The sequence below is a fragment of the Bacillus sp. FSL R9-9834 genome (genome assembly GCF_038006905.1).
GTDB lineage: Bacteria > Bacillota > Bacilli > Bacillales > Bacillaceae_G > Bacillus_A > Bacillus_A pacificus.
On the sequence record NZ_JBBOWD010000002.1, the window covers coordinates 1 to 21,822 of the forward strand.

At 35.6% G+C, this 21,822-nt stretch carries 19 protein-coding genes and 2 pseudogenes; 13 read left to right on the plus strand and 8 right to left on the minus strand.

The window, feature by feature from the left end; all coding sequences use genetic code 11:
- On the plus strand, positions 1 to 759 hold a 759-nt coding region (gene istB, locus MKY00_RS27645), incomplete at its 5' end, for an IS21-like element ISBce16 family helper ATPase IstB (protein WP_000993737.1).
- Positions 760 to 785: 26 nt separating this feature from the next.
- Here istB and MKY00_RS30275 read toward each other — a convergent pair.
- On the minus strand, positions 786 to 971 hold the full coding sequence (locus MKY00_RS30275; RefSeq protein ID WP_078214948.1) for an HIT family protein: 186 nt from the start codon (positions 969 to 971) through the stop codon (positions 786 to 788).
- Positions 972 to 1,056: 85 nt separating this feature from the next.
- Positions 1,057 to 1,248 (minus strand): annotated as a pseudogene (locus tag MKY00_RS27650) (helix-turn-helix domain-containing protein); the annotation flags it as partial.
- 308 nt (positions 1,249 to 1,556) lie between these two features.
- On the opposite strand from MKY00_RS27650, the gene MKY00_RS27655 reads away from it, so the two are divergent.
- From MKY00_RS27655 to MKY00_RS27665, 3 genes are all read left to right on the plus strand, one after another.
- Complete coding sequence (locus MKY00_RS27655; RefSeq protein WP_227599717.1) at positions 1,557 to 2,531, plus strand: helix-turn-helix domain-containing protein; 975 nt, start codon at positions 1,557 to 1,559, stop codon at positions 2,529 to 2,531.
- 139 nt (positions 2,532 to 2,670) lie between these two features.
- Positions 2,671 to 3,399: a Fic family protein gene (locus tag MKY00_RS27660; protein ID WP_000462861.1), complete on the plus strand. Its 729-nt coding sequence runs from the start codon at positions 2,671 to 2,673 to the stop codon at positions 3,397 to 3,399.
- A gap of 339 nt (positions 3,400 to 3,738) precedes the next feature.
- Entirely contained in the window at positions 3,739 to 3,936 is a 198-nt protein-coding gene (locus tag MKY00_RS27665; RefSeq protein ID WP_000273339.1) for a hypothetical protein, read from the plus strand.
- A gap of 1,171 nt (positions 3,937 to 5,107) precedes the next feature.
- Here MKY00_RS27665 and MKY00_RS27670 read toward each other — a convergent pair.
- The 4 genes from MKY00_RS27670 to MKY00_RS27685 form a co-directional block, all read right to left on the minus strand.
- Entirely contained in the window at positions 5,108 to 6,085 is a 978-nt protein-coding gene (locus MKY00_RS27670; protein ID WP_000398674.1) for an ROK family glucokinase, read from the minus strand.
- 147 nt (positions 6,086 to 6,232) lie between these two features.
- Positions 6,233 to 7,711 carry a glycoside hydrolase family 1 protein gene (locus tag MKY00_RS27675; protein WP_000400079.1) on the minus strand — a complete coding sequence of 493 codons (1,479 nt, stop codon included), beginning with the start codon at positions 7,709 to 7,711 and terminating at the stop codon, positions 6,233 to 6,235.
- A 15-nt stretch (positions 7,712 to 7,726) separates the two neighbouring features.
- Entirely contained in the window at positions 7,727 to 9,391 is a 1,665-nt protein-coding gene (locus tag MKY00_RS27680; protein ID WP_033674580.1) for a lactose-specific PTS transporter subunit EIIC, read from the minus strand.
- Between the two features lie 18 nt (positions 9,392 to 9,409).
- On the minus strand, positions 9,410 to 9,721 hold the full coding sequence (locus MKY00_RS27685; RefSeq protein ID WP_001030967.1) for a PTS lactose/cellobiose transporter subunit IIA: 312 nt from the start codon (positions 9,719 to 9,721) through the stop codon (positions 9,410 to 9,412).
- A gap of 269 nt (positions 9,722 to 9,990) precedes the next feature.
- Here MKY00_RS27685 and MKY00_RS27690 point away from each other — a divergent pair, with 269 nt between their 5' ends.
- The 8 genes from MKY00_RS27690 (at position 9,991) to MKY00_RS27725 (ending at position 16,565) form a co-directional block, all read left to right on the plus strand.
- Positions 9,991 to 10,743: a DeoR/GlpR family DNA-binding transcription regulator gene (locus tag MKY00_RS27690; protein ID WP_000910758.1), complete on the plus strand. Its 753-nt coding sequence runs from the start codon at positions 9,991 to 9,993 to the stop codon at positions 10,741 to 10,743.
- A gap of 17 nt (positions 10,744 to 10,760) precedes the next feature.
- Entirely contained in the window at positions 10,761 to 11,189 is a 429-nt protein-coding gene (gene lacA / locus MKY00_RS27695) for a galactose-6-phosphate isomerase subunit LacA (RefSeq protein WP_001023673.1), read from the plus strand.
- Positions 11,190 to 11,242: 53 nt separating this feature from the next.
- The gene (gene lacB, locus MKY00_RS27700; protein ID WP_000587219.1) at positions 11,243 to 11,761 is read left to right on the plus strand and encodes a galactose-6-phosphate isomerase subunit LacB; all 519 of its coding nucleotides are present in this window, start codon (positions 11,243 to 11,245) and stop codon (positions 11,759 to 11,761) included.
- A 178-nt stretch (positions 11,762 to 11,939) separates the two neighbouring features.
- Positions 11,940 to 12,875, plus strand: coding sequence for a hexose kinase (locus MKY00_RS27705; RefSeq protein ID WP_000603954.1), 936 nt, complete (start codon positions 11,940 to 11,942; stop codon positions 12,873 to 12,875).
- Between the two features lie 17 nt (positions 12,876 to 12,892).
- The gene (gene lacD / locus MKY00_RS27710) at positions 12,893 to 13,882 is read left to right on the plus strand and encodes a tagatose-bisphosphate aldolase (RefSeq protein ID WP_000949804.1); all 990 of its coding nucleotides are present in this window, start codon (positions 12,893 to 12,895) and stop codon (positions 13,880 to 13,882) included.
- Positions 13,883 to 13,990: 108 nt separating this feature from the next.
- Positions 13,991 to 14,848 (plus strand): HAD family hydrolase, encoded by an 858-nt coding sequence (locus tag MKY00_RS27715; RefSeq protein WP_000243342.1) that lies wholly within the window; start codon positions 13,991 to 13,993, stop codon positions 14,846 to 14,848.
- 362 nt (positions 14,849 to 15,210) lie between these two features.
- Positions 15,211 to 15,735, plus strand: coding sequence for a hypothetical protein (locus tag MKY00_RS27720; RefSeq protein WP_227585696.1), 525 nt, complete (start codon positions 15,211 to 15,213; stop codon positions 15,733 to 15,735).
- 446 nt (positions 15,736 to 16,181) lie between these two features.
- On the plus strand, positions 16,182 to 16,565 hold the full coding sequence (locus MKY00_RS27725) for a hypothetical protein (RefSeq protein WP_000955217.1): 384 nt from the start codon (positions 16,182 to 16,184) through the stop codon (positions 16,563 to 16,565).
- A gap of 191 nt (positions 16,566 to 16,756) precedes the next feature.
- Here the strand turns inward: MKY00_RS27725 and MKY00_RS27730 are convergent, their stop codons facing one another.
- Entirely contained in the window at positions 16,757 to 17,047 is a 291-nt protein-coding gene (locus tag MKY00_RS27730; RefSeq protein ID WP_000009206.1) for a DUF1281 family ferredoxin-like fold protein, read from the minus strand.
- A 140-nt stretch (positions 17,048 to 17,187) separates the two neighbouring features.
- Between MKY00_RS27730 and MKY00_RS27735 the strand changes: the two genes are divergently transcribed.
- Positions 17,188 to 18,624 carry an IS4 family transposase gene (locus tag MKY00_RS27735; RefSeq protein WP_001053964.1) on the plus strand — a complete coding sequence of 479 codons (1,437 nt, stop codon included), beginning with the start codon at positions 17,188 to 17,190 and terminating at the stop codon, positions 18,622 to 18,624.
- 201 nt (positions 18,625 to 18,825) lie between these two features.
- On the opposite strand, the pseudogene MKY00_RS27740 reads toward MKY00_RS27735, so the two are convergent.
- A pseudogene (locus tag MKY00_RS27740) lies at positions 18,826 to 21,788 on the minus strand (Tn3 family transposase).
- Between the last annotated feature and the right edge of the window lie 34 nt (positions 21,789 to 21,822).

Consider the following 21,822-nt stretch of genomic DNA (forward strand, 5'->3'; position numbering starts at 1 on the left):
ATGAACGCACAACTTATAACTGAACGTCTTAAGAAAGTTGGCTTGGTTTACATAGCCAATCAATTAGATGGCATCCTAGAAGATGCCTCTAAACATAATGTAACATATTCTGAATTTCTAAACACCCTTCTTCAACATGAAATTGAACACAAAGAAGGTGCAGCACTAGAAACTAGAATAAAGAAATCAAAGCTACCGTTTCACAAGACTATCGAAGACTTTGACTTCTCATTTCAACCAAGTGTTAGCGAACGGCGTGTAAAAGAAGTAATAACTGGTCGTTATATTGAGAATGGAGAAAATATCTTATTATTAGGACCGCCAGGTGTTGGTAAAACCCACTTGGCGATAGGTTTCGCTATCGAAGCACTTCGTCAAGGATACACAGCTTACTACACCCGGGCCGATGATTTCATTACTTCCTGCCGCAAGGCAGAACAAAGGGGAACCACTTCTCGCCTGGTCCGATCGTTAAGTAGGTGCGATGTACTCATAATTGATGAAATGGGATACTTTCCGTTTGATGAGTTAAGTGCAGATTTATTCTTTCGTATCATTTCAAAACGTTATGAAAAAGGGTCAATTATTTTAACCTCTAACAAATCGTATATTGAGTGGGGGAAAATATTTGGCGATGACGTCCTAGCAACAGCGGTTTTGGATAGATTGTTGCATTACTCCACAACTTTCAATATCAAAGGACAATCATTTAGACTTCGTGAAAAGCAAAAAGCCGGCATACAACCGGCCGTTAATTAGTAATAGGGAATTTTGGACCGCTGAAATTAGGGAAAATAGAACCGCTGTTGACATCTCAATACTAATTTATCTATTGAAAGTTTTTCTTCAATAGTTAAACCAAAATAATCCTCACAGTGTCTCTTCGGTACTATTAACATATGACCTTTATTTACTGGGAATTTATCATAAAAACATTTAGCTTTATCATTTTCAAATACAACACTTTCAATATGGCCTAGTCACAGGGTTGCTGCTCTAGTCCGTCAGATGATTTACATAAAATGTAATTTCTGCAACCGACTTACTGAGGCAACCCTATAGCGCCTTGTCTAAATACCTATACAGCGTGGTCTTACTGATACCAGTCGCCACTGTAATTTGCTTAATTGTATAGTCTTTACTCTTATACATCTTAACAGCCATTTCCACTTTATCTTCTTTCTTAGTAGGTCTCCCACCTTTCTTTCCTCTTGATCTTGCTGCTTGAAGACCAGACTTTGTTCGTTCAGGGGTCCCGCCAACCAAATGACATAAAACCCACGTTAAGACATTTTTTGGAATTCAAATCCTTGATTTAGGTACGCTAAGGGTTGTAACTAAAATGAATATTTTTGCTATAGACGGCAATATTAGGGTGAGTACCAGCGAAGCTGTCACCATTTGCAATAAGGATACGTTAAGATTACAATAAGTTGTTTAAGTTTAACACTTACAATACGCATATCCACCGTACTGTTTTAGATTGATAATATATATTTTCATACTTAGATTCCATTATTATGTATAATAAAGTTAAAAAAATAATGACGCCACTTATGGAGAGTGTATTATGTCAAAAAATGATTCTACCAATTTCGTTTTACATGCAAAAAGTGACCAATTACCATTATGCCAAACAAAATAAAATTAGAAAAATGGCAGATCCTCATCGGCTACATCGAGAAGCTCGATACTATAAAGAGGAAGTGGATCGATTAGCCAGTGAGAGGGAGCAATATCCAACAGGTATGCGACCTTCAGAAGTGGCCAAACAGTTGGGTTTATCTGTTCAAAGTGTCTATAAATATATCAAGGATGGAACTATTAAAGCTGTGGAGGTACCTTTCGGTGATGAAAGAACGAATTATGTCATCTCAGAAGAAGCGTTCCTGGAGGTAAAAGATTTGTTTCAGTCCTTGGAATCTGAACGTATCCGGAAAAATGAATATTATGATTCTAACTATGACATTGCACTTTTTCAGTATTTCCAATCTCAAGATAGTAGAGTTGCGAGAGTAATGAAAGATGAGGAGTTAAATTGGGGATTTTATCTTCCGTACTATCAAAAATGGGTGGAATTTAATGAAGGAATTGAAAAATATGGGTTGGAACCTTGTTATGAAATCCATAAAGATGCACTAGATTATAAAGGTTACGTTTATATCGAGATTCCAAAAGGGGAGGATATTTTATATCCGTTTATTGATTTTTTATATGAATCTTGGGGAATTGAAAATGTAGGGATTCGGGAACAGGAGCAGGGTGTATATATTTCGATGAAGGCTGGGGAAATATCTCTTCAACATTCTATTTCTTTTAACTTGGACCAGCTTATTCCTTTTATAAAAGAGGGAACGGTTGAGATTGCAGAGGGGTTATTTATTGTTCGAAGTGCTTATCGCAAAACGAATTTAGAGTTGCCAATCAATATGTTGGATGAGGCAAAGCAATTAGCAGAAAAAAAGAATCTTACCATGAGCCAGTGGGTAGAGCAGGTTATTCAACAAGCTCTACAGATGGGAGAATCCTAGAGAGAAAGGATTTGTTACAACTTCTGAAGAATAATATAGGAATACACGATTATGAATTTAAAACAGTTAACATAGAGACATGTTTATAAAAAGTATATAATAGGAAGAAACTCAAATTCCCTATGAGGAGTGAGGCTGTATGTTTGAACAAATTGATCAAAAAAAAGCGCTCTTAGATAGCAAACGCCCATTACCGAGATATACTATAAAAAGTTTACGTGAAAAATTATTACTAGAGTGGACCTATCACTCCAATGCCATTGAAGGGAATACGCTCACCATCAATGAAACGAAAGTGGTTTTGGAAGGAATTACGGTCGGAGGCAAAACACTTCGTGAGCATTTAGAGGTTATTAACCACCGAGAGGCGGTTGCTTATGTAGAAGAAATTGTCCATAAAGGAGAACCTTTATCTGAATGGCAGATTAAGAATTTACATCGATTAGTACTTAAAGGGATTGATGATGCGTATGCAGGCGTCTATCGAGATCAGCAGGTTTTTATCTCAGGTGCTTCACATGTACCACCAGCTCCTTATTTAATTCAGGAACAGATGGAACAAGTGATGACATGGTATCAATCAGAAGCTAAATCCCTTCATCCAGTGGAACATGGAGCAATGTTACATGCTATTTTTGTCGGTATTCATCCATTTATTGATGGAAATGGGCGAACCGCACGTTTATTACTTAATTTAGAACTCATGAAAGATGGATTTCCACCTGTCATTATTAAAGTAGCGAATCGACTAGAATATTATGATGCGCTGGATAAAGCTCATACATCAAAAGATTACCATGACTTTATTCAATTAGTAGCAGCTGAGGTGGAAGATTCACTCAATTTATATTTAAGTGTAATTAGTTAAATTTACTGCTGCAGTAGAGGTTCAATATAGGTAATATAGATTTTAAAAAATAAAGCTGATAAAAATCCTGTATTAGTTTAAGCAGGATTTTTTTGCTCTTGTTGAAATGGTATCCCTTTGTTACTTCATACTTCATTATAGTGTCATATTGTGGAGCAAGTCCTTTTAAAGAAAATTATATCTATATGTTAAATTGTAAAGGAGATTGTGAAATTATATACCTAAGGTAACGGAAGGTTAGTTTAGGAGTGGTGTTTTTAAATCATACAACCTCTTTTGATTAGTTACCATTTGGTTCTAAAAAATACTGGTAAGGAATACCTTGGAGACATTAATAGAATGTATGAATCTAGCAATGAAATAAAGGTTTATATTGAAACTAATGAAAAGTTAAAAACCGTCTCAGAAGAAGTAAAGGATTTTAATATTTATAATGAAGAAGAAAGACTACAAGAAAATTTAGATTTGTCGGAAGGGGGTATGTCCGTTCTTAAACCAAATCAAGAAGGAGACTATACCTTTAATTTTGTTTTTTAAAGAATTCCTCCAGCGAAAGTTTCCATTTAGGCGCTTCTAAATAATGGATTAATAAAATGTTCCCAAATCTTCTACAAAGGAACACAAAATGTCTACTAAAAGTATAGGTCATAAACAATTAATAAGTCTATGAAAAAGTGGTAACTAGGTCGAAGCAAGACCAAGTCCCATTTTTTTTAATTTTGACTCATTGATAGGGTTGGATCTGGTAAGGCAACAGATTAAAACGGTAAAAGATCGATATTACATGAAAGAAATTGTTTTAGGAATTGAAACTACTGGTCACTATTAGGACCTAGTTCTTCTTTGTCAGTTAGAAGGATATCATGTTCGTACGATTATTGCTGTACTACTGTGGAGGAAAGAAAAGCCCTTTTAAACTGGTCAAAAACAGATAATGTGAACCTTATGGCTATTCTACAATCCATGATTAATGGCCGGGGCACCTTTAATGAACTGCCTACAGGGAAGGTTCATGACCTACAAAAATTAATACATGCCCGCAGGGAACTTGTCAATGAAAGGAGCTCCACCGAGAATCTAATTCTTGTATATATGGATCATACATATCTTTCGAAAGTTTCAGAGTAAATCTATATGGAAAGATGGAAAGTGAAAACATGTCCGGCCCTTTTCTAAAAATTTTGGGAAAGCTCCTTGTTATCTCATGCGATATTATCCGCATCCTAGTGACATTCTAGAGCTTGGGGAACAGGAATAACGAGACCTTTCGGTCCGTGAAAACTTAAAGCTAAGGGATTCATGTATTCAACTTCTATTAGATTTTGCCAAGACATCCATTTCTAAGCCTAGAGAAAAGGTAGAAACAGAAATCTTCCTTTTGGCTCAAAAACTAGACCAATTACACTTTTTAAGTGACCAAATTAAAATCTTAAAAAGAAAAATCGAAGGTTTATTTGTTCAAATAAAAGGAGCCTTCATTTTCAGCATTCAAGGTATAGGTGTTGTATCAGGAGCTGAACTCTACGCATAAATGGGGGGACCTTCGATACGCTGTGACGCCCCGAAAAACCTTGTTTCACACTTTGAAGAAATGCGGGGGAAGGTTCTCCGGAACCGTCACAGTGGTCAACCCGAAGTAGTTAAGATTTGCAGTATAAGAGGAAAAGTTTTTTCTTTTCCTCTTATATCAATAGTAATCTAGTTGAGATTATCTAGTAAAAAGGTTAATGCTTGAACTTGCATTTGTAACTAGCCAACCTGCACCAATAACTCCAGCATCATTTCCAAGAGTTGCCCGTAATATTTTCGTATTCGAAGATGATGCTGGAAATGCAAACTTTTGATAATAATTTATTACTGGCTTAATTAATGTTTCACCTGCATTGGAAACTCCACCGCCAATGATAATGGCTTCAGGATTTATAACGGTACTCAAGGTTCCTAGTGCATAACCTAAATAAAAAGAAACCTCATCCACTATTTTTAATGCTAGTTCATCAGCTTGAGCGGCCAAATCAAATACATCTTTGGCAGTTAACTCTTCATCTTTTATTTTTCTTAGTTTCGTTTCTGTTTTACAGGATTTTAACTTTTCTTTGGTTACATGCAAGATTCCATTTGCAGAGACTATCGTTTCTAAGCATCCTGTCTTACCACAGTTACACATTTGGCCGTTTTCTAATTTTACTGTCATATGACCAATTTCACCAGCAGCACCTTTTATTCCTTCTACAATATTTCCTTTTGTGATAACACCACCACCGACACCGGTACCTAATGTGATGCATATTAATTCCTTTAATCCTTCTCCTGCTCCTTTCCACATCTCTCCTAAGGCAGCACAATTTGCATCATTGCCTACAAAGACAGGAATAGATAGGAGATTTTCTAATTGGCTTTTTAACGGGAAATTGGTCCATCCTAAATTAACCGCTTTTGTTATAACTCCCTCATTCATTACAGGACCAGGAGCACCAATCCCTGCACCTATAAATTGTTCTAAGTTCAGATCTAATTCTATTAAAATGTGATAAAAAGCCTCTTTAATATGAGGCAAAATATTTTGACCCTTTTCACTTGTATCCGTTGGAATTTGCCATTTATGCACAAAACCTCCTTCATTCGTTAGAATAGCCAATTTTGTTGATGTTCCACCCAAATCAATTGCAAAGATTAAACCTTCCATTTTCATCATCCTATCGTTGAATATTAATCATAAATACTTAGTTGCTTGCGTCATCTAGGAGCTGGAAAACCCTACTTGGATAGGAAAAGGACTGCGAGAAAAAACCCAGTCCTTTTGTTTTCTGTTTATAAAAATTTTCTAATGAAATTACTTCGCTAACCCTTCTGAAATTAATGCTTGAACATCAGAAGTTAATTTTTCCCCGTTAGACTTGATGATTTCTTTATACCAATAGAAGCTATCCTTTTTTATACGCTCCATTGATGCGTTATCATCAAAATCTCTGTCAATATATACAAATCCATATCGTTTTTGATAACCATTTAACCAGCTGAGTAAATCTGTTAAAGACCAAGGTGTATAGCCAATCACCTCGGAACCATCCGCAATAGCGTTTTGAATCGCCTTCGCATGATCACGCAAATATTTAATTCGATAGTCATCATGAATTCTGCCATCTTCAACCGTATCGAATTCCCCTAATCCATTCTCTGTAATAAGAACCGGAAGATTGTATCGACTTGTAATTCTGGTAATTGCTACTTGTAAACCAGTTGGATCAATGGTCCAGTCCCAATTTGTTGCATCTGTAAACGGATTTTTTACTATTTTGTACAGGCCAGGAATCCCTTTCTCAGGAGTTGTTCCCTTTTCACCCGTGTTATTAAATGCATGGTTCATTTGAACTCCATCAAGTGGATTGGCAACAACTGTTTCTGTCCGGTAGTAGTTTACTCCCATAAAGTCTGGTTTCGCTTTCTCAAGTAACTGCCAATCGCTTTCTTCAATTTCAGGCAGTAAATCATTTTCCTCCAAGTATCGCCACATTCTCTTAGGATATCTGCCAAACGCATAGACATCCATCCAAAAATAATTGTTATAATCATTCGCTTCATCTGCTGCTAATACATTTTCTGGCTTAGAATCTAATGGATAGTATGGCGAGTAAGCAAAACTTGGACCAATCTTTCCATCTGGTACATAATCATGAAATACACTAATAGCAGCTGCGCTAGCAAGATTCGCAATATGGTTAGCCTGATACATTCGTTTTCTGTCCTGTACACCCGGCGGATGGATGCCGGCCTCATATCCGTGACCAATAAAGACATTTTGTTCGTTTAATGTAACCCAATATTTAACCCGGTCTCCATACCGTTTAAATAAGGTAATGGCGAAGTTCTTAAAATCCTCAATGACCCTTCTTGATTCCCATGCTCCATATTCCTCCATTAGAGCTTGAGGGATATCCCAGTGATAGATGGTTAATACAGGTTCAATTTTATTGGCGATTAATTCATTTATAATATCATCGTAAAATTGAAGTCCTTTCTCATTCACTTCACCGTACCCTTTAGGATAAATCCGGCTCCATGCTACAGAGAATCGATACGCTTTCAGACCCATTTCAGCCATTAAACGAATATCTTCTTTATATCTGTGATAATGGTCAACTGCAACATCACCGTTTGTTCCTTTTAGTGTCTTGCCGGGAATATGAGAAAAGACATCCCAAACTGAAGGACCTTTCCCATCCTCATTCCATGCACCTTCTATTTCATAAGCTGCAGAAGCCGCTCCCCATAAAAAGTCTTTAGGAAATGCTTGTTTTTTGATATGTTCCAATTTAATATCCTCCTCTTATGATGCTAATTGGCTTAATACGAAAGTTAATGCCTTTTCAGGATTCCTAGTCAAATCTATATATTCTTTACCACCTGTAGATACCAATTTGATTCCTAAACGATCTGTATCCTTTTTTAGCACTTCATAGTTTGATGCAACCTGTGGAGCTAAAATAACTAAATCATAATCTTTCAAAATATCATTATGTGATCCATAGGCTCCTGCCGCAGCTGAAATAGAAACATTACATTCTTTTGCACCTTTTGTTAAGGCATTAGCTAATAATCCGCTTGTACCACCGCCTGCACAAAGGACTAAAACATTTTTCTCATCTGTTATTATGTCTTGTTTAACTTCAAGTACAACTGTTTCGCTTTTCGGAGCAATTACTTCTTTGACAGGATGATTATTTTCTTCAAGTTCTTCTTGAACCTTTTGCTTGTCGTAAACTTTGAAGAATGGATAATAAATAAGAAAGTCTACCATTAATAATAGAATGGCCAAGAGAAAGGCAAAACCGGCAAATCCAGTACCCATGATGATTCCAAGTGGACCAGGAGTTGTCCAAGGCAAGACATACATGAATGAATTCATACCTAAAACATCAACAAAGAATTTAAAAAGCCAAACGTTTACAATCGGTGCAAGTATAAATGGTACAAAGAAAACGGGATTTAGAACGATCGGTGCACCAAATAATAATGGTTCATTGACACCAAAAAGAACCGGGATGGAAGAAGCTTTACCAACAGCTTTTAGTTGTTTTGACTTTGCTAAGAAAGCGAACATTAAAGTAACAACTAAAGTTGCGCCAGTTCCGCCTAAAGTAGCAACGAATTGTTGAACACCAGGTGTTAAAATATTTACTGCTTGTTCCCCGTTTTGATACATTTGTAGGTTTGCTTCAATATTAACGTAATAAATTGCCGCAACAGCTGGTTCTACAATTGAAGGGCCATGTATGCCGATAAACCAGAATAATGCTATCGCACCATAAACAATCGTGAGACCTAAATAACCATCAGCCGCTGAAAAGAGAGGTTTGAAGAATTCTATAACTGCCTGCGCAAAGTTTATTTCGAAAAAGCTTCTAAATGCCAGGTCAAAAAGCCAGAAGAAGATCGTTGTAACTGCAAATGGAATTAAATCCTTGAACGTTTGGGCAATATTTGGCGGAACTTCTTCAGGTAATTTGATTGTCACGTTATTTTTGATACATACTTTATAAATATTAGCTACAATAAAAGCAATAATAAATGCTGTAAGTAATCCGGTTGATCCCATATATCCACTTGCAAAACCACCGTCAATTGGATTAGCAGCTAACAGCAAAAATCCAACAATAGCCGCTAGCATCGTAGATATATTACTTATCTGATTATTCTTTGGCAATTCCCGATTAAATGAGTCAGTTAAATGTTTTGCTGTAGTAGCCGCGACAACTAAGCCCAATATTCCCATTGAATATGCATACGGTTTCATTAATATTGTTTCAATTTCTTTGCTCCAATAAAAACCAAAAATATTCGGCACGTATGCTACCAGTAAAAAAATACTTGAGAATAAGACAATCGGCATTCCAGAAATGAAGCCATCTCTAACCGCTCTTAAATAGATATTCCGAGAAACCTTTTCGAAAAAAGGTTTCATTTTTTCTATTTGTGCAATTAAGGAATTCATCATGGAGTTCATAAATAATCATCCCTTCGTATAAATCTCAATTAAATGTTCAACAATATCACTTAATAGTAAGGTAGTCATTAAATGATCCTGGGCATGTACCATAATAAAGCCTAACTCAACGGATTCCCCGCCAGCCTCTGCTGCTAGTATTTGGGTTTGGGAATTATGTGCTTCTGCTAAGCTTTCCTTCGCCTCTTTCACTAGTCCTTCTGCAGCATCTAGGTTGCTTTTTTTTGCTTCATTAACAGCTTGTAATAATTTGGAACGTGCTTCACCGGCGAATGCAACAATTTCGAAACCTACCATGCTCACTTCTTCTTTATTCATATCTAATACTCCTTACTGAAAATAATAGAAATGCTTTGTTTTTGTTTGTATTATGTTCTATTATTTTCCTTTTTGTTTATTTTTGTTTACATTTAAACTATAAATCAGCGATTATTTTTTTGTCAACCGTTTTCATTAACTGTTAATATATTATTCGCTAATTGTATCACCACTATTTTTTTGTTTGACATTTATCGTTTCGGGTGATAAATTCTAGGAAAAGGAACAAAATCAAACATTTTAGAACAAATCGAGAAGGGAGTGACAGTGTGCTTAAAGAGCAACGCCTAGAAACCATATTAAAGTTAATTAATACTCATGGAATGGTGCGCGTCTCAGAAATCACTGAATTATTAAATGTAACAGAAATGACTGTTCGACGAGATTTACAGCTGCTTGAGGATTTAGGTCAAGTTGAGAGAATTCATGGGGGAGCAAAAGCTGTCAATGGATTTTCTGATAAAGAGCTGACTCATATTGAGAAGCAAGGCATCAATATAGAAGAAAAACAACAAATTGCTAGAACGATTGCCTCCTTAATCGAAGAAAATGACACAATTTTTCTCGGTCCAGGTACAACGATTGAGTATGTGTATGACTTCTTGACGGTATTTCCTGCAAGAATCGTGACCAATTCCATTCATGTTTTCAACCGTTTTAATAAAAACGAAGGTTATGATCTTATTTTAATTGGTGGAAGCTATCGAGCTCGAACTGGAGCCTTTGTCGGAAGCTTCGCGAATAATACATTAAAAAAGATTAATGTAAAAAAAGCCTTTATAGGCGCAAATGGCGTCCATGGGAATGAAGTTTACACAGCTAATGAAGAGGAAGGAATTACACAGAGCATTATTTTAGATAATGCCCACGAAAAATACATTGTTGCTGATTATAGCAAAATTTGGGGACAGGACTTTTTTAGCTTCTATCATTTGGATGGGGTAACTGCTTTAATAACCGATGATCAAATTCCCGAAGAAAAGAAGCTTAAGCTAGAAGAGTTTGTAAAAGTAATTTATTAAATATGAGGTGAATGGACATGAACATATTATTAGGATCAGATAAAGCTGGGTTAGAGTTGAAAAATCATATAAAAACTTTCTTAGAAGAAAAAAACATCGATGTAATAGATAAAACACTAGATGGAGCCGTTGACTTTGTAGATTCAACTGTTTTAGTCGCAAATGAAGTAAAAGAAGGCAGCGATTCACTTGCTATTCTGATCGATTCCTATGGAGCGGGTTCTTTTATGGCAGCAACCAAAATAAAAGGCATCGTTTGTGCGGAAGTCTCTGATGAACGATCAGCAAGAATGACAAGGGACCATAATAACACTTCTATTATTACGATGGGGGCCGAAGTTGTAGGTAAAGGCTTGGCTGAAAGTATTGTGATGGCCTTTATTAACTCAAAGTACTCAGGGGGACGCCATCAAATCCGAGTAGATATGTTAAACAAAATGATGTAAAACGTATAAACCATTTAGAGAGATTACATTAAAAGAATGAGGGAGAGTATAAGATGATTATTTCATTAGGTTGTGACCATATTGTAACAGATGTAAAAATGGCAGTTTCTGACCATTTAAAATCTAAAGGACATACGGTTGTTGATATGGGGACGTATGATTTTACAAGAACACATTATCCTATCTATGGGAAAAAGGTGGCAGAAGCGGTTACGACCGGAGAAGCTGATTTAGGTGTAGTGATTTGCGGAACAGGTGTAGGAATTACAAATTCAGCCGCTAAAGTACTAGGAGCAAGAGCAGCATTGGTAAGAGACGTTGCCACGGCCAAATATGCTAAAGAAAAACTAAATGCAAATGTCATTGGCGTTGGAGGCAAAATTACTGGAGAACATTTAATCCTAGAGATTGTCGATCACTTTATCGAAGCAAAATATGATGAAACAGAGGAAAACAACCAATTAGTGAAAAAAATTATGTCCCTTGAACCAGAAAATGATCATCAAACAGGAGACATTCACTTTTTTGACGAGTTCCTAGAAAAATGGGATAGGGGCGAATATCACGATTGATGATAAGCAATGAAATGAAAGGCTTTGTTAAACATCCTTGTTGATGCTGCAATTGCCTTCGGGGCATACGTTCAGCCATTTATGCAGAAAAATGCTGATCACATGGCCCAAAGGCAATTTATCAACATTCATCATAAACAGAGCTAAAAAAGAAAAAACACGAGAAAGAGGCAGTGAAATGATTTTATCAGTCACAATGAATCCCTCAGTTGATATTTCTTACCCTCTTAAACAATTTAAATTAAATGAGATTAATAGAATAGAACATGTGAGTAAAACCGCAGGCGGAAAAGGATTAAATGTTACACGGGTTATTTCACAATTAGAAGAAGATGTTCTGGCTACTGGTGTTATTGGCGGCACCCTTGGTGATTTTATCAACCAAGAATTAAAAAAAGCTGGTATTAAAAATGACTTTTTAAAGACTGAAAAAGAATCACGAAATTGTATTGCCATTCTTCACGAAGGAATGCAAACAGAGATCCTCGAATCGGGTCCAACCCTATCCCTAAAAGAAGGCAAAGCATTTTTAGATAAATTTGAAGGTCTATTATCAAAGACCTCATTTGTTACGATTTCAGGAAGTCTGCCAAAAGGGTTACCCGATGATTTCTACCATCAAATGCTAGTCATCAGTCATAAAAAAGACGTTCCTGTGATACTTGACTCCTCGGGAGAATCCTTAAAACAAGTACTTCTTCATAAGGAAAAGCCCTTTGCCATTAAACCAAACCATACTGAATTGTCTCAGCTTATTGGGAAAGAGGTCAATAATGATAGAAATCTCTTAAAAGAAGTATTATCGCATGAATTATTTAACGATATTGAATGCGTGATGGTTTCAATGGGAAGTAAAGGTGCTTTGGTTAAATATAAGGATCGATTCTATAACGCAATTATACCAAAAATTAATGTGGTAAATCCAGTAGGATCAGGTGATGCGACAGTTGCGGGGTTAGCTGTTTCTTTAAATAGAGGGGAATCCATTGAAACCGCCATCAAAACCTCGATGACGGCAGGGATGCTGAACACAATAGAAGCTGGGACCGGAAGCGTTAATCTGAACCACTTTCTGCACTATTTTAATTTAGTTGAGATAAACGAAATCTACTAAAAAGGGAGACTACTACTATGCTATCATTAAAAAAGAATAAATTAGAAGCATTGAAACGATTATCAAATGAAAACGGAGTAATCGGGGCACTTGCGATTGACCAACGTGGATCTCTTAAGAAAATGATTGCTAATGCAAGTGATCAGGAGATTGGAGATGAAGGAATCATTACGTATAAAAAATTGGTATCGGAGGAACTGACACCTTTTGCTTCATCGATCTTACTTGATCCTGAATATGGCTTACCCGCTTCGAAAATAAGACATCAAGATGCCGGACTCATCATGGCTTATGAAAAAACAGGCTATGATGCATCAGAGCCAGGACGCCTGCCTGATTTATTGGAGGAATGGTCTGTTAAACGCCTAAAAGACCTTGGTGCCGATGCTATTAAATTTTTACTCTACTATGATGTAGATGAAGAAGAAAAAATTAATGAGTATAAACATGTATATATGGAGCGAATTGGTTCAGAATGTGAGGCTGAAGAAATCCCCTTCTTTTTAGAAATTGTGACTTATGATGCCAATAACGATGATGTAAAAGGAAAAGAATATGCCAAGGTGAAACCTCATAAAGTGATTGATGCAATGAAGGAATTCTCAAAACCACAATACAAAGTGGACGTCCTGAAAGTCGAAGTTCCTGTTAATATGAAATTCGTAGAAGGATATGGAGATGAAGTTATCCATTCTAGGGAAGAAGCGCTTCAATTATTTAAAGAACAAAGTGATGCTACGACGTTACCATTCATCTTTTTAAGTGCGGGTGTTTCAGCGCAGTTATTCCAAGATACATTAACATTTGCAAAAGAGGCGGGATCTACCTTTAATGGTGTATTATGCGGACGAGCAACCTGGAAGAATGGTGTTAATGTTTTCGGTGAAAAAGGTGAACAAGATGGCCGAGAATGGCTAAGATCAGAAGGCAGACAAAACATCGAAGAACTTAATGCCGTTTTAAAAGAAACAGCAAGTCCATGGTTTGATAAAGTAGAAAATATTTAATTAAAAACTCATTGAGTAAAGCAGAGTATATGATATTACTCTGCTTTTACCATTTTTCAATATGGCTGAAAGAAGTATCTAGACATAATTATATAAGGAGGAATCATTATGGTATTAAAACCTAAGGCTATTTTCTTGGACATGGATGGTACCATATTAAATCACCAAAATAAGGTGAGAATTCAAACAAAGGAAATCATTGATGCATTACGTAATCAAGGAATATACGTTATTCTAGCTACAGGTAGAGATGCGGATGAAATAGAAAGATTAGTCCCAAAAGGTTTTCAAGTTGATGGGTTAATTACCTCAAATGGTGCGACAGGGTATGTAGGGAAAAAAGTTATATTTAAACATTCACTATCACTTAGATTGGTGGAAACTATTATTAACAAAGCTAGAGAAAATAAAGTATATTATGAGCTTTACCCTTATGGAGCATCCCGAGTTATATTAAAACAAGATCAACAATATGTTTTAAATGAAGTAAAAGAACCGAAACCAAACAGTGTCGGTATGAACGAGTGGCTTTCTCGTAAGCATTCCATTAAAGAAGAAATAGCATGGATGGATAAAATAGAAGGAAATGAATTCTCAAAGTTCTACTTCTTTGCTAGAACAAAAAAACAAATAAATAGTTGGAAAAATGAACTTGATAAAATTAAGCAGGTAATGGATTTTACTACCTCTTCATCTACTGAACACAATGTTGAATTAATGGCTGCAAACGTGAATAAAGCAACAGGGATAAAACAGATGCTGCAGCATTTTAGTTTGTCCGGAGGAGAGACTCTCGCTATTGGGGACAGCGATAATGATTTACCAATGTTACAGTTTGTTAGTTATGCTGTCGCTATGAAAAACGCTCCAGAACATATCAAAGAAATCGCGGATGATGTAACGGAATTCACCTGCGATGAAGATGGAGTATACCATTATCTTAAATCTAAAGTACTGTCACTGTGACCGCCCGAAGTTTATTGAGATTTTTAGAATCAAAAAACCGGTCACTGTGACACTCCGAAAAAACTGGTTTTCATGAGAGATTTGTAATATACAAGAAAAGGAGGTTAATCATTTGAGATAATGATTAACCTCCTTTTCTTGTATATTATTATGATGTGTTCGATAATTATAAATAACACATAGCTTGTGATGGAAATTATCGAACGAATTATGTTATTTCAGAAAAGGCATTCCTAGAAGCAAAAGAATTGTTTCAGTCCTTGGAATTTGAGCGTGTTCGAAAAAATGAATATTATGATACTAACCATGATATTGTGCTTTTTCAGTACTTTCAATCTCCAGATAGTACAGCTGCCAGGGTGATGAAAGATGAAGAATTAAACTGGGGATTTTATCTTCCATACTATCAAAAATGGGTAGAATATAATGAAGGGATTGAAAAGTATGGCCTAGAACCTTGTTATGAAATCCATAAAGATATACTAGATTATAAAGGCTACGTTCATATCCAGATTCCTAAAGGGGAGGATATTTTATATCCGTTTATTGACTTTTTGTATGAATCTTGGGGAATTGAAAATGTAGGGATTCGGGAACAGGAGCAGGGTGTGTATATTTCGATGAAAGCAGGGGAAATATCCCTCCATCATTCTGTTCCTTTTAAACTAGACCAGCTTATTCCTTTTATAAAAGAGGGAACGATTGAGATTGCTGAAGGCTTCTTGGTTGTTCGGAGTGCTTATCGTAAAACGAATTTAGAACTACCAATAAAGATGTTGGACACTGTAAAGCAATTAGCCGAACAAGAGAATATCACCATGAGCCAATGGGTAGAACGAACAATTAATCAAGCACTTGAAAGCGTTCACCAAAGAAGAAGAGTTTAAAATGAATACTGTAGCTCTGAAATATCACCGAAAAAATAAATGCGTTTATTTTGCATCGAGTGACCAATTACGCACAAAATAAAAGATAGCTTCGTTTAAATGCGATTCTCAAGCACTGAATAGCCCCTGTTCATATGAATAAGTGGCTATTTTATTTTATTATTAGTTTTTTATTTTTTTATAAAAGTTAACTAGGTTAATATGGTTAATCAATCGATAATATAATATTTAAAAGGTTAATATTTTTTTAAAATGAGATGTTAGTAATGTATTGAGAAAAGGTTAAAGTTTTAGTTTAACAGAAACAATTAAATCTATTCTTCTCGTTTGTAACGATAGATGAAGAGGAATTGGAATGATACAATAAATGAAATAAATATATCTTTTTAGTTAACTTTATTAACCTAGTTAACATAGTAATATAATTGATTTGAATAAGGATTGATATGCTGACCGGAATAGCTAATGAATACCAGTCTTACGTTGATGAAAATAAGAAATTGAAAGAAGAGTTTGCTACTGAGCGAGAAGAGTTAAAGGCGCAGATACAGAAACACTTTTATGAAACGGTTGACATAAAGGAGGAAATTGAAAATTTGAACGATCAAATGGAAGCGTTAAAAGAACATCACATGGTAGAGTTAGAGCGAAAAGATGAAAAAGCACTTAACGAAAAGAATAACGCTTTGCTAGAATTAGAAAGAGAGTATCAAAAAAAATTAACTACTGCTAATGAAGAATATGCAAATCAAATACGCAAGATGAATGAAGCTTATACTAACCAAATACAACAGTTGTATGAACAAATGAATCGACTTCGTGAAAAATAAAAGAACAAGTTAAACGTATTGAAATAAAAAAACCACAAGTTGCATTGTAATGTGCATTGTGGTTTTTTTATTTTAGTTCATTTTGTTGTTCACTTTATAAAATTATCGTGATTTGTAAATGATTAACCTAGTAAACTAGATTAACCTATTGGTATTGATATATTTTAAGGTTAATATATCAAGCGATATTCTTATGAATACACAATTTGGTTATAGGCGTGTCTATCTTCGTCTCTGTAAGCTAAGATGCTTTTGACATTCCCACCATCGTTCCACATTCTACCGGCAATCCCCTCGTTTTCTTCCACATGGATTAATTCAATTTCAAGAGTAGGAAATTTCTCGCAGGCTTCCTGAAACCAGTGTTCATCCGGACTCCAACGAGTCTCAAACAACAAAAAAATTTCTTCTGCTGTTTGACGAATATAAAGAGAGCCATCATAGTTTTTCGGGGCTTTTACCTCTGATACTAAAAAGCTCATTCTTTCCTTTTCATTTCCTTTCACAATAAGAGTATTAGGGGTACAGCCACATGCCCATCAACTTAAGAATTTTCACTACCCCCAAGTGACAAAAAACGTTATTCTTTCTAAAAAGCTAGCTAGAAAGGGTGACATTTTTTATGAATCTTTCGATTCAAGATGAATTACAACTATTTTCTGAAGAACTGTATCGTCATTTAACCCCTTCTCTTTTGGAAGAACTCGCAAAAGAATTAGGTTTTGTAAAAAGAAAACGAAAGTTTTCTGGAAATGAATTAGCTACCATATGTATTTGGGTAAGTCAACGTACAGCGAGTGACTCGCTTGTTCGACTATGCAGTCAATTACATGCGGCCACAGGCACTCTTATGAGTCCAGAAGGACTCAATAAACGCTTTGATAAAAAAGCGGTTGAATTTTTGAAATATATTTTTTCGGCATTATGGAAAAGTAAAATCTGTGAAACATCGGCCATTTCAAGCGCGGCGCTCACGTATTTTCAACGAATTCGTATTTTAGATGCGACGATTTTCCAAGTACCAAAACATTTAGCCCATGTATATCCTGGATCAGGTGGTTGTGCACAAACAGCGGGTATCAAGATTCAATTAGAATATGACTTACATAGCGGACAGTTTCTAAACTTTCAGATAGGTCCAGGAAAAAATAATGATAAGACCTTTGGAACAGAATGCTTAGACACATTACGTCCAAGCGATTTATGTATCCGTGATTTAGGTTATTTTTCATTAGAAGACTTAGATCAAATGGATCAACGAGGTGCTTATTATATATCCAGATTAAAATTAAACCATACCGTGTATGTAAAAAATCCGTTTCCAGAATACTTTCGAAACGGAACCGTAAAAAAGCAATCACAGTATATCCAAGTTGATTTAGAACATATTATGAACAATTTAAAACCCGGTCAAACATACGAAATAAAAGAAGCTTACATTGGAAAGAATCAAAAACTATTCACACGTGTAATTATCTATCGTTTAACAGACAAACAGATACAGGAACGTAGAAAAAAACAAAGTTACACTGAAAGTAAAAAGGGTATTACATTTTCAGAAAAGAGTAAACGATTAACGGGTATCAACATATATGTCTCAAATACGCCTGAAGGAGTTGTTCCGATGGAACAAATACATGACTTTTACTCCCTTCGCTGGCAAATAGAAATTATTTTTAAAACGTGGAAATCCTTATTTCAAATTCATCATTGGCAAACTATCAAAAAAGAGCGATTAGAATGTCATGTGTATGGAAGACTTATTGCCATCTTTATCTGTTCTTCTACGATGTTTAAGATGCGTAAACTTCTTTTGCAAAAGAACAAAAGAGAATTAAGTGAATATAAAGCCATTGGGATGATTCAAGATCATGTATCGCTGTTATATCAAGCGATACAGAGAAACACCCAAAATCTAACAAAGATTTTAATCCGTTTGTTCGACCTCCTACAGAAGAATGGACGGAAATCTCATCGATATGAGAAGAAAACTATCTTTGATATTATGGGTGTTGTCTATGAGTATAATGGGTTTGGAAAACAAAAGAAAGCTGCATAATTTTTAAAATGAAACTCGTTAGAGTTTATTTGGTGTGTGTACTTTTCAATACCAAAAGTACATTACGTGTTTTTTAGTTTGTTTGAACGAAAGTTCATTTTGTTTTCGTTCTTAAGTTGATGGGCATGGGGTACAGCCAGCATTTCGGAAAAAAACCACGCTAAGCAAATTTATATGAAAAAAGAGCCGTATTTTACTCCGTTAAGAGTAAATCGGCTCTTTTATATTCAAAGGGCGTAAGGATTGTAAACTTGTTGCATGTAATCCCTCAAACTTATATTCACCTAAGAAATTGATGTGTTCCCAACCTAAAGGCCATATATACGGCATTAAATCCTCTCGAAATTCGCCTGTATCTTTTAATTCTTCTACGGCTTTTTCCATATAGACCGTATTCCATACACTTATCGCATTAATAATAATATTAAGTGCACTGGCCCGTTGCAATTGATCTTGGAGGGCTCTTTCTCTAAACTCTCCGCTCTTTCCGAAAAATATAGCTCTGGCTAAGGCATTTGTGGCTTCGCCTTTATTTAAGCCTTTTTGTATTTTTCTCCTCACTGATTTACTCGAAATATAATCTAAGGTAAAGATCGTTTTTTCTATTCGACCCATTTCACCAAGGGCGGTCGCTAATTTATTTTGTCTTGCATAAGATCCAAGTTTCCCCATTATAAGTGAGCTAGATACTTTACCTGTTCTTACGGAGTATGCTAACCGTAAAACATCATTGTAATTTTCTTGAATAACCTTTAAATTAATTTTCCCTTTTAATAGTGACTGAACATTTGGATATTCTTGCACACCGTTAATAGTAAAAAGTTTTGTATCCATTAAGTCACGAATACGTGGTGCAAAGCGGAAGCCTAGAAGATGTGTTAATCCGAAAACTTGATCTGTATATCCGGCGGTATCTGTATAATGTTCTTCAATCATGAGGTCTGTTTCATGATGAAGTAAACCGTCAAGGACGTATAGTGCATCTCGGGCATTTGTATTAATTACTATTAAATAGAAGGAAGCAAATTGATCACTTATAAACCTATAGATAGTTGCTCCTCTTCCTGTTCCATAATGCGGGTTTGAATCAGCATGTAAAGAGCGAACGCCAATAGGTACCCGCATTCCATCTGAAGACGATGTATTACCGTCTCCCCAATATGTTGCTAATTGTCGCCTGTGTTGAAAGTTAACTAGAACAGACTGAGCTCGAACCATAGCATCATCATACATTCTCCATTGCGCAGTGTTTGCCATTTGTCTATAAGAGATTCCAGGAGTAGCCTCTGCCATCTTTGTAAGACCAATATTTGTTCCCATTGCCATCAGAGTTGCTAATACTATATTCTTCTCTTCTTGATCAGGAGATTTGTTCGTTGAAGCATGAATAAATTGCTCATGAAATCCAGTCCAGCTAGCTACTTCTAATAGTAAATCTGTGAGTTTTATTCTTGGTAACATATTATGTAGGCGCATACTAAATGCTTTTGCTTCTTCTGGAGTCCCTTTATCTAACCTCTCCACATATAGCTTTCCTTGGCTGATATCAACACCTTCTAATTTTTCACTATTTTTTGATAACCAGTCCAAACGTTGGTTTAGAGAAGTAATCCTTTCTGTTAAGTACTCCTCGACCGTTAAAGGAACTGCCAAGTAATTTTCTGCATTTATTATGTTTCTCCAATCCTCTTCAGATATTAAGTAATCATCAAAAGCCTTATGCTGTCTACTGCCTGAAACAAATATATCTCCTGATCTTATATAATTTCGCAACTCTGTTAATGCTGCAAGTTCGTAATAATGTCGGTTAACATTACCTTCGTCATCATATACATGTTTTTGCCAACGATTTGATACAAAATTCAAAGGTGCACTCATCGGTACTTTTCGCTTTCCGTTTATGTTTAAATCATGTATAGTATGAAGCGCTTGAAGTACTGGATCTGCCGATTTAGTTGATCCAAACTGGAAGACCTTAATAGAGTAGGCGCATACCGCCTAATATAGGAATATCTAGTCTCCAATAAATCTAAATAATCATAACTTACAGGTCTTGATAGCTGTTTGGCTTCCTCAACCGATTCCACCATTTTATCCCACGGCATAACGTCATCTAGAGCTGTAAAAGCATCTTTTCCTACTTCTTTTGCTTCAATAAGTGCTCCACATATCTTGATAAATTGTATAAGTTTTTCATTCAGTTTTTTACCATTTACTTTTTGCATCTCATCTTGTGCTTTTTTTCCTTTTAATTGAAGATTCATCATAATACGATCGTGTATTTCAATTGCATAATCAATTAAATCTTGTGTGATTTCTAACATAAAAGCAACTAAAATACTATATCTTCTTACTTCGTCAAACCTTCTAAAGGCATATGGTTCATATTTTGATCCTAATCTTGCAAGTTGCCGAAGGCGATTAGAATTAATCTTGCTCGTATCAACTACAAGCCCTATATCTTTTACATATTCAAACCGCTCCACAACCTTGAGAAAAGACTCTGGCGATGGTTGAGAAGGAAGCTGTTTCAACCAAGCTAATGGCGAAATTCCATTGTTTGTGGGGAGAAGCAAAGCATCTATTCTTTTCTTTTGTTCAGATGTTAAGTCATCATACAAAATACTGTATATCTTTTGATCTGCTTGCTGTTTGGCTTCCCAAACTATATTTTCAATTACATACATGGCAGGAAGAATAACTTTTGATTTCCGTAACATGGACAGTGCTATTTCAATTAAATGAAGTGAATTGCTGTTTTCCATAGCTTGTTGTGTGAGATGTTTCAACAGATTTTCTTCATGGCTAGAAGAAAAATTAGTGAAATTATACTCCTCACGAATTTCACTAAGATGCTCCCATAATGTGTTATTACGATTGGCATATTTAGAAAACTCTTCTGCAGGAATCTGTAGCTGTCTTGCGATATGCTTGATTACTGACATAGGAATATCGTTATACTCAGTTAAAGCCCATCCAGGATAACGAATTAATGCCAGTTGAAGAGCGAAACCTAAACGATTATATCCTCTACGATGCTTGAAGATTAAATGTAAGTCATGTTTAGAAAAGGTATGAAATGTTACCAAATCCCATTCTGTTAAACGTGATAAATCCATTAATTCATTTCGTTGTGCCTCCGACAGTAATTGTTTAACTCCCATTCTTTCTTTTTTCCTCTCTTTAAGAATTTATTTT

Bases quoted from the DNA above. Each gene is read 5' to 3' on its own strand.
- MKY00_RS27655 (WP_227599717.1), top strand. From the start codon at position 1,557: ATGGAGAGTGTATTATGTCAAAAAATGATTCTACCAATTTCGTTTTAC.
- MKY00_RS27660 (WP_000462861.1), top strand. From the start codon at position 2,671: ATGTTTGAACAAATTGATCAAAAAAAAGCGCTCTTAGATAGCAAACGC.
- MKY00_RS27665 (WP_000273339.1), top strand. From the start codon at position 3,739: ATGTATGAATCTAGCAATGAAATAAAGGTTTATATTGAAACTAATGAA.
- MKY00_RS27670 (WP_000398674.1), bottom strand. From the start codon at position 6,085: ATGGAAGGTTTAATCTTTGCAATTGATTTGGGTGGAACATCAACAAAA.
- MKY00_RS27680 (WP_033674580.1), bottom strand. From the start codon at position 9,391: ATGAATTCCTTAATTGCACAAATAGAAAAAATGAAACCTTTTTTCGAA.
- MKY00_RS27685 (WP_001030967.1), bottom strand. From the start codon at position 9,721: ATGAATAAAGAAGAAGTGAGCATGGTAGGTTTCGAAATTGTTGCATTC.
- lacA (WP_001023673.1), top strand. From the start codon at position 10,761: ATGAACATATTATTAGGATCAGATAAAGCTGGGTTAGAGTTGAAAAAT.
- lacB (WP_000587219.1), top strand. From the start codon at position 11,243: ATGATTATTTCATTAGGTTGTGACCATATTGTAACAGATGTAAAAATG.
- MKY00_RS27705 (WP_000603954.1), top strand. From the start codon at position 11,940: ATGATTTTATCAGTCACAATGAATCCCTCAGTTGATATTTCTTACCCT.
- lacD (WP_000949804.1), top strand. From the start codon at position 12,893: ATGCTATCATTAAAAAAGAATAAATTAGAAGCATTGAAACGATTATCA.
- MKY00_RS27715 (WP_000243342.1), top strand. From the start codon at position 13,991: ATGGTATTAAAACCTAAGGCTATTTTCTTGGACATGGATGGTACCATA.
- MKY00_RS27720 (WP_227585696.1), top strand. From the start codon at position 15,211: ATGAAAGATGAAGAATTAAACTGGGGATTTTATCTTCCATACTATCAA.
- MKY00_RS27725 (WP_000955217.1), top strand. From the start codon at position 16,182: ATGCTGACCGGAATAGCTAATGAATACCAGTCTTACGTTGATGAAAAT.
- MKY00_RS27730 (WP_000009206.1), bottom strand. From the start codon at position 17,047: ATGAGCTTTTTAGTATCAGAGGTAAAAGCCCCGAAAAACTATGATGGC.
- MKY00_RS27735 (WP_001053964.1), top strand. From the start codon at position 17,188: ATGAATCTTTCGATTCAAGATGAATTACAACTATTTTCTGAAGAACTG.